The sequence below is a fragment of the Flavobacterium sp. KKT103 genome (assembly GCF_055640565.1).
In genome coordinates this window covers 1,937,714-1,950,081 of the sequence record NZ_CM145766.1, presented here as the reverse complement: position 1 = coordinate 1,950,081, position 12,368 = coordinate 1,937,714, and the positions used below count along the sequence as shown (strand labels likewise).

Annotated in this window: 13 protein-coding genes; 3 read left to right on the top strand and 10 right to left on the bottom strand. The window is 34.0% G+C overall.

The features are described 5' to 3' along the window. Window positions 1–29: 29 nt before the first annotated feature. From ACZ2G0_RS08410 to ACZ2G0_RS08380, 7 genes are all read right to left on the bottom strand, one after another. The gene (locus ACZ2G0_RS08410; RefSeq protein ID WP_470307225.1) at window positions 30–1,394 is read right to left on the bottom strand and encodes a CsgG/HfaB family protein; all 1,365 of its coding nucleotides are present in this window, start codon (window positions 1,392–1,394) and stop codon (window positions 30–32) included. Window position 1,395: 1 nt separating this feature from the next. Next, window positions 1,396–1,803 carry a curli production assembly/transport component CsgF gene (locus ACZ2G0_RS08405; protein ID WP_470307224.1) on the bottom strand — a complete coding sequence of 136 codons (408 nt, stop codon included), beginning with the start codon at window positions 1,801–1,803 and terminating at the stop codon, window positions 1,396–1,398. A 12-nt stretch (window positions 1,804–1,815) separates the two neighbouring features. Further along, entirely contained in the window at window positions 1,816–2,079 is a 264-nt protein-coding gene (locus ACZ2G0_RS08400) for a CsgE family curli-type amyloid fiber assembly protein (RefSeq protein WP_470309836.1), read from the bottom strand. 71 nt (window positions 2,080–2,150) lie between these two features. Further along, window positions 2,151–2,558, bottom strand: a complete 408-nt coding sequence (locus tag ACZ2G0_RS08395) for a hypothetical protein (protein WP_470307223.1) — start codon at window positions 2,556–2,558, stop codon at window positions 2,151–2,153. A gap of 1 nt (window position 2,559) precedes the next feature. Continuing rightward, window positions 2,560–3,099, bottom strand: a complete 540-nt coding sequence (locus ACZ2G0_RS08390) for a hypothetical protein (RefSeq protein WP_470307222.1) — start codon at window positions 3,097–3,099, stop codon at window positions 2,560–2,562. A 79-nt stretch (window positions 3,100–3,178) separates the two neighbouring features. Next, window positions 3,179–4,030 carry a hypothetical protein gene (locus ACZ2G0_RS08385; protein ID WP_470307220.1) on the bottom strand — a complete coding sequence of 284 codons (852 nt, stop codon included), beginning with the start codon at window positions 4,028–4,030 and terminating at the stop codon, window positions 3,179–3,181. 702 nt (window positions 4,031–4,732) lie between these two features. Continuing rightward, window positions 4,733–6,922 carry a glutamine synthetase III family protein gene (locus ACZ2G0_RS08380; protein ID WP_470307218.1) on the bottom strand — a complete coding sequence of 730 codons (2,190 nt, stop codon included), beginning with the start codon at window positions 6,920–6,922 and terminating at the stop codon, window positions 4,733–4,735. A gap of 232 nt (window positions 6,923–7,154) precedes the next feature. Between ACZ2G0_RS08380 and ACZ2G0_RS08375 the strand changes: the two genes are divergently transcribed. Continuing rightward, on the top strand, window positions 7,155–8,168 hold the full coding sequence (locus tag ACZ2G0_RS08375; protein WP_470307217.1) for a glutamine synthetase beta-grasp domain-containing protein: 1,014 nt from the start codon (window positions 7,155–7,157) through the stop codon (window positions 8,166–8,168). Window positions 8,169–8,302: 134 nt separating this feature from the next. Further along, complete coding sequence (locus tag ACZ2G0_RS08370; protein WP_470307216.1) at window positions 8,303–9,241, top strand: TerC family protein; 939 nt, start codon at window positions 8,303–8,305, stop codon at window positions 9,239–9,241. A gap of 67 nt (window positions 9,242–9,308) precedes the next feature. On the opposite strand, the gene ACZ2G0_RS08365 is transcribed toward ACZ2G0_RS08370, so the two are convergent. Together ACZ2G0_RS08365 and ACZ2G0_RS08360 are read right to left on the bottom strand one after the other, a co-directional pair. Beyond that, the gene (locus ACZ2G0_RS08365) at window positions 9,309–9,809 is read right to left on the bottom strand and encodes a hypothetical protein (protein WP_470307214.1); all 501 of its coding nucleotides are present in this window, start codon (window positions 9,807–9,809) and stop codon (window positions 9,309–9,311) included. 27 nt (window positions 9,810–9,836) lie between these two features. Then, a complete protein-coding gene (locus ACZ2G0_RS08360) occupies window positions 9,837–10,334 on the bottom strand; it encodes a hypothetical protein (protein ID WP_470307212.1) in 498 nt (165 codons plus the stop codon). A gap of 84 nt (window positions 10,335–10,418) precedes the next feature. Between ACZ2G0_RS08360 and ACZ2G0_RS08355 the strand changes: the two genes are divergently transcribed. Beyond that, complete coding sequence (locus ACZ2G0_RS08355) at window positions 10,419–10,994, top strand: DUF1543 domain-containing protein (protein ID WP_470307211.1); 576 nt, start codon at window positions 10,419–10,421, stop codon at window positions 10,992–10,994. Window positions 10,995–11,075: 81 nt separating this feature from the next. Here the strand turns inward: ACZ2G0_RS08355 and ACZ2G0_RS08350 are convergent, their stop codons facing one another. Beyond that, window positions 11,076–11,942 (bottom strand): alpha/beta hydrolase, encoded by an 867-nt coding sequence (locus tag ACZ2G0_RS08350; protein WP_470307210.1) that lies wholly within the window; start codon window positions 11,940–11,942, stop codon window positions 11,076–11,078. Between the last annotated feature and the right edge of the window lie 426 nt (window positions 11,943–12,368).

The following is a 12,368-nucleotide window of genomic DNA, read 5'->3' as shown; positions in this document are numbered from 1 at the left end:
AATTTAATTATTGCTGATCGCATTTTCGCCTAGTTTTTATTTTTGTTCCCAAAATAAAAATTCAATCCTATTCCAAATTTATAATAGTTATCTCCTCGCACACCAACTTTTGTGAAATCGAGATTATCATTGAAATTAATATTGTATTCGGCAAAGGCTCTAATTCCAATTTTACTAGAAACTAAATACTCTAATCCGCCGCCAAACTGTGTTTTGCCGTATATTTTAGTTAAGTCTTTGCGACTACCAAACCCAAAACCACCGTAAAGAAAAGGAGTGAAAGAATCTCTTGGCAAAATAATCCACTCTCCATTCAATTCAGCGGAAACAAAACCACCATAAGGTTTATTTTCGTTGGCTAGCTTCATAGCGCTTCCTGAAGCAGAAACAGCAAAACTAGGTGCCGCAAAAAATTTAATTGATCCTGAGCCAAAAGGTTTAGCTACAGGATTAGAATAATCACCATCTATTAGGGCGGTTCCACCACCAATTTCAACACCAAATTTAGATCTCTTAAGCTGAAAATCTCTATTGTAGATCTTTGACCCATCAGCAATTTCATTTTCAGCTTTATAAGCAGCTAGTAGCGCATCAACATTAGCTTTTGGATCTTCAGTTTCTAAAATACCATCTTTAATCCCTTCTAATACGATCGATTGCACTGCTTTTTCAATAGCCTCCGTAACAGCCATTTGAATCGGCTCATTGGTAGTATATCCTGTTTCTACCTCTAAAAGTCTCTTGAAGTTAACATATCTAAATAAACTTTGATCAACTGCCTGCGATAAAATAGTTTTAGAAACGTATACTGAATTTAAAATTTTTCCATTGGAAGTTGATACCATTCTCAAATAAACAGTTACTCTATCTTGTCTATACTTTACAGATCCACCAGCACCAAAATATCGAGCCCCAAAACCGCCCGTTATAATATTAGAATCATACGATATAATCCCACCTTCAAGTAAAACACCTGCATATAGTAAAGGTGTTAATTGAGATTCATTAGGATCACTATTTTTTATGTATTCTTGTCTTGTAGATCGTATTAAATTGCGTTCTTGTAATAAATTACCAATATTCTCTCTTTCGATAGGAATAAACCATTGAGAATCTTCAAGTGCTTTTAACAATATAGAAGTAGCACCTTGAGTAACAGCAGTACTAAAACTACTCCCATTTTCTAGCGGTTTGTATTGCCCAGTTTGATCTCTAAATTTATAAACACCTACCACCACTTGCTGCTTGGGTTTTGGCAACTGTTTAAGTGCTGAAGTTGCTGGTGTTCCTTCACCAATAATCGCTTTTTCAATCCCAGTGGGTTGATTGTAAAATGCAGCACAGCTTGATAATAAAAGCAATAGAGCTAAGGTAAAGCAGGTATAGATTTTCATACTATTTGTTTGGGATAATTACTTGAGTTTTTTCTCCAGTTTTAGTATCTAAAATATTTAATGATAAGCCATCAGCAGTTGGATAGATATCAATAGAGTAACTACCAAATGTGTAAGATCCTTGTGCCAGTCCATCAGTTCCAAATTGTTGACGGTATAATAAACTTGAAATTTGACTCAATAATTGGGCGTCTAAACTTTCTTTAAAACGCTGCAATTCTGTTTTCTCTGCTCCGGCAGTCACCTTCTCAGTAAATTTATTTTGATTTTCAGCACTACTCATTAACCATTGGTAATTAAAAGTTTCTCCACCAAATGCTGGGTTAATTGGCTTGTAAACCAATGCCTGAGATTGTGAAGCTATAGGATAAATGAAAACCATAACTAAAATAACGATCTGCTTTCTCATAACTTTAAATATTTAATACTGAATAAAATAGGTCTTTTCCTTTTCTTTCTCTTTAAAATAATAATAGGATACTCTTACCGCTTCTTCTGCCACTGCATCTAGAAATTCATCGTCTGGCCTAGCTAAAAAATCATAAATTACTTCGTTATTTACAACAATACTGATTTTGGTGTTTCTGCCAAGGCTAAGCTCTTCTAAAATGGTAATTATCTCATTTCCATTAATATTTATATCATTGTATTTATAATAGTATTTATCGTAAAAATCAAGTCCAATTCTGGTTTTGGTATTATCAGTTATAATTCCTTTTAGAATAAAACTATCATCTGGCAGTACCTGCGTTGCCTCTACTTTTTTTTTTCTTCATTAAATTCAATTCGCTCCTTGCTAATTACTTCCTTATTCTCATTAAAGAAAAGCAACATCACTATCACTACGGTATTGTCATCAATATTAACTTGAGTTGTAGCTAACTTGATTTTTTCATTTGGATTTAAAGTAAATACACCTTCCTGAGAATTGTTCGATTGATTTCCGGTGGTAGTAAGGCTATTTTTAATAACAGACAACTTGTAAGAGGCGCTTTTAGTAATCGTTGTTTTATTTTCAGCAGTGCCTGTTACCATGATTGTATTATCCATTTTATTTACTTCAATCTTAGCCTTTACCTCATCTTGAGGTACACTCTTTTGCGCGTACATTAACATTGTAGGCACAAAGAAACTGATCACCATAAAACTTTTAAATACTTTCATTTTAGTTACTTCTATTTAAAATAATAATTGTAGTGCCATTTCCTATTTGATTCACTTTCATATCCTTCGAAATAGAATTAGTTCCAATACTTTGAATATTAAGATTATTTCCATTTTGAATCATTTGAGAATTAATCTCATAGTTAGTTGCCTTGCTATAATCATTAATTGAATTACTATTCCCGTTCTGGATTATATTAGCTTTTATTTTTGCTGCATTCTTTACTAATAAGTAGTCGTTATTATCTCCGTTTTGAATTACAGAAATTGAAGTTTCTTTTGAACTAGCATTAATATCAGAGGAATTGAAGTTCCCAATTTGCTGAATTAAAATACCTGCAGTTCTATTATTTTCTATTACATTTTTTTTATTTAAAGCATTTCTATCAGCAATAGATCTTAAATCAGTAGTAATATCTTTAGGCTCTATAATTTTAGAATATTCATTTTCTACATTAGAATCATGCTTTACACTTTGCGAAAAAATAGGAGAGACAAAACATAGTAATAAAATAATATTTAATAAATATATCGTTTTCATTTTGCTTATTTTTAAAAGTAAAAAGATGAGATAGCCTTATTCAAAACTATCTCACCTTTTATTAACAATTCAGATGAATTTACATTCCTGATTGAGTAACACTAATAGTGTTAGCATTTCCAAAAGTAAAATTAGTTGACTGATGCCCCACACCTGATTGAGAAACAGTAGTATCGTTACGATTTCCTATTTGCATTGTATTCTCTACCAGCTTAGTTCCATTTTGTGTTAAAGTTGCAATATTTCTATTTCCATATTGATAGTGGTTAGAAAGATTTCCGTCAGCAACAGAAGTACCAGATGGAGAAGTTTGTGTTTGATAAGACTGATTAGCTATACCTCCTTGACTAGCGTAAGCTGTATTGCCGTCACCTGTTTGTGTTTGTAACGCTTTGTTACCTCTGTGTGGAGAAACTGGTACAACAACTCCTCCTGCAAGACCAATTTGCGCTGCATCAAAAGCTCCTACCACAGATGGAACGTCATTACCTGAAGTACCTTGATCTACTGTAGCCGTGTTTTTGTCCCCTCTTTGAACTTGTTTAGCCCAATCAGAACCTTGTGTTGCCCCCGGAGCCCCAGCAACTTGGTCTTGCCAAATTGTTGCACGGTTGTTGTCTCCAATTTGTCTTTGAAAAGCCTCATTATTCTTGTTACTTTGAGAAACGTACGCTGTGTTTGATTGACCTCTTTGGAAAACCTCCGCACTGTTTGTCATTGCGTTAACTAAGGCTGGTTGAACACCTTGTAAAACTGTTGACCTGTTGCTACGGCCATACTGATTTACATCAGCATCGTTAGCACCACCATTTTGTTGGACAATAGAACCATTTAGACTACCAACTTGGTTCACATTAGACATGTTAGTTTGAGCAAATGACATCACTCCTACAAATAGCATCGCTGAGACGCTTAAAACTACTTTTTTCATAATAAATATATTTAATTGGTTATTAATACATGTTATTACGTAGGTTTTAATAAAAGTTATGGGCTTAACTTTTCTTGTTTTTTTTGTAGGTTATTTTTTTGAGATTTGGGAATCTACTTTGATCAAATAATATTTAATTGCTAACAAATAATTTAACGATTGTTTTATTATCACATTTCAAATATATAAATATCATTGCAAAACATACCCCGTATAAATACTTGTTTTTCAAGCAAATAGTAATTTTTTCGATTAAGTGTCGATACTTATCGATAAACTACACTTTAAATTTAAAATCGTCTAAGAAAAAAACTACTCTGTCTGGATTTTAAGTATAAAAACAGACATAATCATAATTTTAAACACTATTTCGTCTTGAAACCCATTATTTTTAAGCAAATAGATAAATATTTTTAAATACTAAGGAGAAAACAGACCATATGTAGCATTTAACAAAAAATAGTAATAGAAAGTAGTTTAACAAAGAAATACTACTCCTTATTTTGTAAGAAAGACACAACTAGATAGAAAGGGTTAGCTTCATAATTTAGAAACCATTTTGCAAAAGTAAATTGAAACGAAGATAGGCTAAAGCATCCTTTATTTCGCTGTGATAATAGTCACCAAAGACCAATAAGGCTGAGATATAAAAAAACCGCCTTCAATGGTGAAGGCGGCTAATATTCAAGAAAATTACATACATTACTTAGTAAACAATAACTCTCTATATTTAGTCAAGGTCCACAATTCGTTATCTACTAGTAACTCTAATTTATCGCAGTGCTCACGAATAACTTCAAAATATGGTTTTACATTATCGCAATACGCTTCTGCCATTTTTTGAGCATCTGTTAAAACGTTTGCTTTTTTTCTTTCGTTAGTCATTTCTACTACCTTAGAGTTAATTCCCTCAATATGCTTAGAAATGGATTTGATTAAGATAATTTGCTCCTTGGCGATGCTTTCGAATTCAGCTCCAAAGATATCTTTCAATCCTTTTACATTTTCAATCAAGGTATTTTGGTAACGAATTGCAGTTGGAATGACATGATTAGTAGCAATATCACCCAAAACTCTTCCTTCAATTTGAATTTTCTTAGTGTACTCCTCTAATTCAATTTCGTATCGTGCCTCAACTTCGATGTGGTTCATAATTCCCATTTCTGAAAACAGATCCAATGCTTGTTTTGACGCTCTCGCTTTTAAAGCCTGAGGTGTTGTTTTAAAATTACTCAATCCTCTTTTCTTAGCTTCGATTTCCCACGCTTCACTATACCCATCGCCTTCAAAAAGAATTTTCTTAGAATGCTTGATGTACTCTCTTAAAACATTAAAGATGGCATCATCCTTTTTCATGTCTTTCGTCTCAATCAAAGTATCTACTTCTTTTTTAAAGTCTTTTAATTGCTTAGCGACGATCGTATTTAAAGTAGTCATTGCATTGGAACAGTTTGCAGTAGAACCTACAGCTCTAAACTCAAATTTGTTTCCTGTAAATGCAAATGGTGAGGTTCTGTTTCTGTCTGTATTATCCAAAATAACTTCTGGAATCTTCCCAACCACATTTAATTTCAAGTCGGTTTTTTCCTCAGGAGACAATTTCCCTTTGGTAACTCCTTCTAATTCTTCCAATACTTTAGTTAACTGTGCTCCAATAAAAACAGAGATAATTGCTGGTGGTGCTTCATTCGCTCCAAGTCTATGATCATTACTTGCAGTTGCTATTGCAGCTCTCAATAAAGCCTCATAATCATTAACCGCTTTTATCGTATTGATGAAGAAAGCCAAAAACTGTAAATTAGTCATTGGCGTCTTACTTGGACTTAATAAGTTCACTCCTGTATCAGTAGCTAATGACCAGTTGTTGTGTTTTCCTGAACCATTTACACCTTTAAACGGTTTCTCATGTAGTAACACTTTTAAATCATGACGCTCTGCTACTTTTTGCATTACATCCATCAATAAACAGTTGTGATCTACCGCTAAATTAGTTTCTTCAAATATAGGTGCAAATTCAAATTGATTTGGTGCAACTTCATTATGACGCGTTTTTACAGGTATACCAAGTAACATACATTCTTGCTCCAAATCTCTCATGTAGGTTAAAGCACGAGTAGGAATGGCTCCAAAATAATGGTCATCCAATTGTTGCCCCTTTGCAGAAGTATGACCTAGCAAAGTTCTTCCTGTCATCATTAAGTCAGGACGAGATTCTGCTAATGACTTATCAATTAAAAAATACTCTTGCTCCCAACCTAAGGTTGCTGTTACTTTTTTAACATTTTTATCAAAATACTTACACACATCAGTAGCTGCTTCATCTATTGCAGATAATGCTCGAAGTAAAGGTATCTTATTATCAAGTGCTTCCCCTGTGTAAGAAATAAACACAGTTGGAATACATAAAGTTGTTCCATAAATAAATGCTGGCGAAGTTGGATCCCAAGCTGTATATCCTCTTGCTTCAAATGTGTTTCTAATTCCTCCATTAGGAAAACTAGAAGCATCTGGCTCTTGTTGCACTAATTGTGCACCTCCAAATTTTTCAACTGGATCGCTCCCATCATATGAAGTTTCAAAAAAGGCATCATGCTTTTCCGCAGTTGCACCTGTAAGTGGCTGAAACCAGTGTGTATAATGAGTAACACCTTTAGAAAGTGCCCACTCTTTCATACCCATTGCGATATAATCAGCTAATTTTCTATCAATTTTAGTACCGTGTAGTACGGCACTTTGAACACCTTTTAAAGCATCCGAAGTTAAATACTGCTTCATTGCCTTTTCATTGAACACATTTGAACCGAAAATAGCAGATTTTTTTCCTGATTCTTCAAATTGAACTGGTTTTCTTGTGGAAGCTTCTCTCAAAGCTTGGAAACGAATTGTTGACATATTTTTTTTTTACAAAGTTAATGATTTGTTCTTAAAAAGAAGAACAACTTTTACAATAATAGCCGAAAAACACATTAAAAAATCAGAATTTACATTTTCAACCCATACTAAAATAGGGTTTTGACAAAAATAGTGACTGTTAAAACAAAACAACCCCCACTTTTTTCAACGAAAAGTAAAAATAATTATATTTGCCAATAAAACATAAACAACCAAGCTAAACGATAGTACCATGGCAAAAATTAAATTAGAATACATTTGGTTAGATGGATATGAACCAACTCAAAATCTAAGAAGTAAAACTAAAGTTGAAGAACACGAAGATTTCAAAGGCACCTTGGCCGAAATAGGCAATTGGTCATTTGATGGCTCTTCTACAAGACAAGCTGAAGGAGGATCATCTGACTGCTTACTTGTTCCTGTAGCAATCTATCCTGATCCTACGAGACTAAACGGTTACTTAGTCATGACAGAAGTAATGAATGCTGATGGAACTCCTCATGCCTCGAATGGTAGAGCGACTATTGATGATGATGGTGATTTCTGGTTTGGTTTTGAACAAGAATATTTTATCATGGATACTAAGACCTTACTTCCTTTAGGTTTCCCTATTGGTGGTTATCCAGCTCCACAAGGAATGTACTATTGCTCAGTGGGTGGTAAAAATACGCACGGAAGACAACTAGTGGAAGAGCATGCAGATTTATGTATAGCTGCTGGAATTAATTTTGAAGGAATTAATCAAGAAGTGGCTTGTGGCCAATGGGAATTTCAATTGTTTGCACAAGGAGCAAAAAAAGCAGGTGATGAAATTTGGGTTGCACGTTATTTATTAGACCGTTTGACTGAAAAATACGGGTATTACATTGAATACCACCCAAAACCGCTAGGCGATACAGACTGGAACGGTTCAGGAATGCATGCTAATTTCTCAAATGAAGCTCTTAGAACATGTGGATCACAAGAAACTTATGAAAAAATATGTGAAGCTTTCCGTTCTGTTACTGCCGAGCATATCGCAGTTTACGGCGCTTACAATGATTTGCGTTTAACAGGTAAACATGAAACTGCATCTATTCATGACTTCTCTTACGGAATTTCTGATAGAGGTTGCTCGATTCGTATTCCACTAATGACGGTTCAAAAAGGATGGAAAGGATGGCTTGAAGACAGAAGACCGGCTTCAAACGGAGATCCATATAAAATTGCTGCTAGAATTATAAAAACAGTGAACTCTGTTCTTTAATTGTAACACAACTATTAAAAAAGTGTCATTATAACTAATGACACTTTTTTTTGTACCTATAATTAATACCGTGATGACCTTAAAAATCAAGAATCAAAAAGTATCTTTGTCATAGAACTTAAAATTGAGTTGCAATGGTCTGGATTTCATTCTTTATTATAATTATTATTATTCTTGCCTTAGATTTGGGTGTTTTTAATAAAACGCCTCATATCATAAGTACCAAAGAAGCTACGAAGTGGACTGTAATTTGGATCACAGTTTCCTTTTTATTTTCGGGTGTTATCTATTGGATTTATGGTAATGGCTATATTGAAAATCCCGACAATTTAAAACCAATAGGAGCTTCGATTAAATATATTACAGGGTATTTAATTGAACTTTCTTTAAGTATCGACAACATATTTGTCATTGCCATCATCTTTTCAGCCTTTAAGATTCCGCAAAAATACCAGCACCGTGTCCTTTTTTGGGGTATTCTTGGAGCTATATTCTTTCGAGGATTGATGATTTATTTTGGCGTTTTAATTATCCATAAATTCGCTTGGACTACTTATATTTTTGGCGCTTTTTTAATCTATACTGCTGCTAAAATGTTATGGAGCGGCGAGGAAGATCAATTTGACCCCAAAACCTCTTTTGTATACAAAAGCTTAAAAAAAATAATTCCCATTTCGAATCATATCGATGGCGAACATTTTTTTGTAAAAAGACGACATTTAACCGCTGCAACACCACTATTTGTTGCTCTAGTTGTCATTGAGGTTATGGACGTGGTATTTGCTGTTGATAGCGTACCTGCGATTTTAGCCATTACCAATGATCCCTTTTTAGTGTTTAGCTCTAATATATTCGCGATACTTGGGCTACGATCTATGTATTTCTTTTTAGCCAACATGCTTGAAAAATTTAGTTATTTAGAGTACAGCCTTATTGTAATTTTAACCTTTGTAGGAATAAAAATGATCATACAAGATTTAGTAGAAATTGCGGAATGGGTTTCACTAGCAGTAATAGCGGTTTCATTACTATCTGGAGTGGTATTTTCACTTTATAAAAATAAAGCCGACTAAAGAATCCAAACTAAATTCAATAAAAAAGGAGAGCAAATTGCTCTCCTTTTTCTCTGAAATCTAAATGTTAGAAATTGACTTTCTGTACTTGGCTTTCCTTCAAATTAAGGGCAGCAAGAACCGAGATATAATCTTTTTTATCAATTAACGAGGAAAATTTACCAGGAACTAAAACGATTCTAAAGGTTTGATTTTGCGTCCAACTAGATGGAATCGTATTTAAAGCAAAATTTGCTCCCATGAAAATTTTTACATCATTTCTAGTAAAGTCAAAATTATAATCGATCGCTCCACCATTATCAATGTAATACGTTTGAGGCATTTGTCTCCATACATCTTGACCGTTAACAACATCGTAAAGATGATAGACAAGAACCACATCCGAAGTGAATATCGCGGGGTTAAGTCCTACTATTTTTGAATAACTGTTTGACGCGTTAAAACTTGTGGTTACTTCGAAAACCTCACTTATCGTATCATTATCATTGATAGGTGCTACATCAGTAACTGTGCAACTTTGTAGACTAATAAGTCCTACTAGTGCTAAAAGGGTAAATACTTTTTTCATGGCTGTATATTTTAAGGTTATATAATATTATAAATTAATTGTTTGAATATCTGATTCTTTCAATTTCAAGGTTGACATTACCTTAAAGTAATCATTCTTGTTTACTAGCTTTGCGAAATTACCCGGAACAATTACAACTTGTAACACTTGATTCAATCTGTAAGAAGTTGGAACCGTACTAAGATTATTACCTACTAAGTACACGGTGACGTCTCTAAGAGAATAATCATACTCGTATCCAAAATCAAATGAACCATCATTAAAATAATGTGCTTCTGGTAATAATTTCCAAATATTTTTACCTTGAGCACTTCCAATTAAACGGTAAACCAATACCTCATCAGAAGCATAGAGCTTTGAATTAAAAATAATTTGTTTGCTATAATTATTTGATGCCGTAAATGAGGTAGGCACTTCAAAAACTTCACTTACTGATGTATCTTCAAGATATAAATCATCAGTTATCGTACAACTTTGTAAACTTAAAACGCCCACAAATAATAAAAGGGTAAATAATTTTTTCATAATGATTAATTTAACTTGTTCTTTTTATCCTTATCCATGAACTATGCCAAAATTTATTTTAATAAATTTTTGTAGCTTTGATGTATGGAAAACAAACTCAAACTTTACATGGTAATGCTAGGCTGTACGCCAAAAGGACGCCTAACAGAACAACACGATATTTTTTTTGGAATTGGAACCTCCGTAAAAGATTTAGTTCCTGAGATGAAAGCTTTTTGGCCTGAAGCCAAAGGAAAAATCCACATAGATGCTTGGCGCGAAATTACCTCAGTAGACAATCATTCTATTGAAATCATTGCAAAAACAAAGCAATTGGAACCAAGTGAAGCTTCGCTATTTTTTATCAACTTGGGGGGATATAAAAAAGGAGAGTTTGAAGAATATCATTATAAAATGGTTACCGTTGCCAAAACTTTAGGAGTTGCTACCCGAAAAGTAAAAACAACCACCTTTTTTAAACATTGCGGCTTTGAAGGCGCGGGTGCTTCTCATATTGATGATAAATATGGAATTGATGTTGATGAAACACACCGAGTGAATGATATATTAGACCAGCAATATAAGGAGCTTTATAGCTTGAAAATCACAAAATCTGAGACACCATTAGAGGAAGATGAACTGCATATTGGATACGTTAAAATAAAAACGATTGCTGTTTAATTTAATTGACTGAGCTAAATTAAAACAAGAAGGACTTTCATAATCATGAAAGTCCTTCTTGTTTAACGCCTCAATTGGCTTCTATTGTAACAGAACACCATTGCTTTTTATTACTTTGCTAAAAAACAACATATGATAAGGCAATGCATTTTCCCAGTATTCCCAAGTGTGAGCGCCCGGACGCTCCGTATAATCATGTGCCACTTTCGAATACACTAATCTGCGATGTAATTCTCGATTGGATTCAATCAAAAAATCATCCACACCAATGTCCATTATTAAAGCTAATTTATTATTTGCCATTGTAGGCACCATGTTTAAAACGGCATAAGAGGCATAGACTTCTTGTGATTTGCCTTCTTTCCCAAAAACTGGCTCCATTAATTTCGTAATTCTCTCTTTAGATTCTGGCGTCATCATACTTCCCATATCTACTGCGCCGCTCATGCTTCCCGCTGCACAAAATAATTCTGGATGTTTTGCCGACAAGTAGAGCGCTCCATGTCCACCCATAGACAAACCTGATATCACACGACCTTTCCTATCATTAATGGTTCGGTAGGTATTGTCTATTTTTTGTACCACTTCTTTGGTAATATACGTCTCGAACTGACTTCCTTGATTTACGGGACTATCTAAGTAAAAACTAAAGGTTTCTCCTTCTGGCATTACGACTATCATATTGTATTGATCAGCCAATTGGTGTATTAAATCTTTATTAGGTGTTTTAGAAAGCCAGTCATTAAAATGCCCATAAGCACCATGGAGCAAATACAAAACAGGATATTTCGACTTGCTTTTTGCATATGAACTTGGTAAAACTACTGCCGCTTTATAGGTCTTATTCATGGCTGCACTAGGAATTTGTAATGTATCAACTACTGCAGCATAGGCCGAACCAACCTGAATTAATAGAAAAAATAAGAAAATAAAATAAAGCCTTTTCATCTTGTGTACCGTTTAATGTTAAAAAGTAAATATACTATTTTTAGTCTTAAACAACATCCCTGTTCCCTAACAAAAAAAGACCTTTCAAAACTGAAAGGTCTTCATTGATATATTATGTTGAAGCTCCCGATAAAAATCGGGATAAGCGATTCGCACGCTTTTTCGCTCCGTAAAAAATGGTTCTCTAGATCCCGATAAAAATCGAGATAAGCGATTCACACGCTTTTTCGCTCCGCAAAAAATGGTTCTCTAGGTCCTGATAAAATCGAGATAAGCGATTCACACGCTTTTTCGCTCCGTAAAAAAATGGTTCTCTAGATCCCGATAAAAATCGGGATAAGCGATTCACACGCTTTTTTACTTCGCAAAAAGCGGTTCTCTAGATCCCGATAAAAATCGGGATAAGCGATTCACACGCTTTTTTAC

Coding starts and splice junctions, on each gene's coding strand:
- ACZ2G0_RS08410 (WP_470307225.1), bottom strand. CDS start 1,394: ATGAAAATCTATACCTGCTTTACCTTAGCTCTATTGCTTTTATTATCA.
- ACZ2G0_RS08405 (WP_470307224.1), bottom strand. CDS start 1,803: ATGAGAAAGCAGATCGTTATTTTAGTTATGGTTTTCATTTATCCTATA.
- ACZ2G0_RS08395 (WP_470307223.1), bottom strand. CDS start 2,558: ATGAAAGTATTTAAAAGTTTTATGGTGATCAGTTTCTTTGTGCCTACA.
- ACZ2G0_RS08390 (WP_470307222.1), bottom strand. CDS start 3,099: ATGAAAACGATATATTTATTAAATATTATTTTATTACTATGTTTTGTC.
- ACZ2G0_RS08385 (WP_470307220.1), bottom strand. CDS start 4,030: ATGAAAAAAGTAGTTTTAAGCGTCTCAGCGATGCTATTTGTAGGAGTG.
- ACZ2G0_RS08380 (WP_470307218.1), bottom strand. CDS start 6,922: ATGTCAACAATTCGTTTCCAAGCTTTGAGAGAAGCTTCCACAAGAAAA.
- ACZ2G0_RS08375 (WP_470307217.1), top strand. CDS start 7,155: ATGGCAAAAATTAAATTAGAATACATTTGGTTAGATGGATATGAACCA.
- ACZ2G0_RS08370 (WP_470307216.1), top strand. CDS start 8,303: ATGGTCTGGATTTCATTCTTTATTATAATTATTATTATTCTTGCCTTA.
- ACZ2G0_RS08365 (WP_470307214.1), bottom strand. CDS start 9,809: ATGAAAAAAGTATTTACCCTTTTAGCACTAGTAGGACTTATTAGTCTA.
- ACZ2G0_RS08360 (WP_470307212.1), bottom strand. CDS start 10,334: ATGAAAAAATTATTTACCCTTTTATTATTTGTGGGCGTTTTAAGTTTA.
- ACZ2G0_RS08355 (WP_470307211.1), top strand. CDS start 10,419: ATGGAAAACAAACTCAAACTTTACATGGTAATGCTAGGCTGTACGCCA.
- ACZ2G0_RS08350 (WP_470307210.1), bottom strand. CDS start 11,942: ATGAAAAGGCTTTATTTTATTTTCTTATTTTTTCTATTAATTCAGGTT.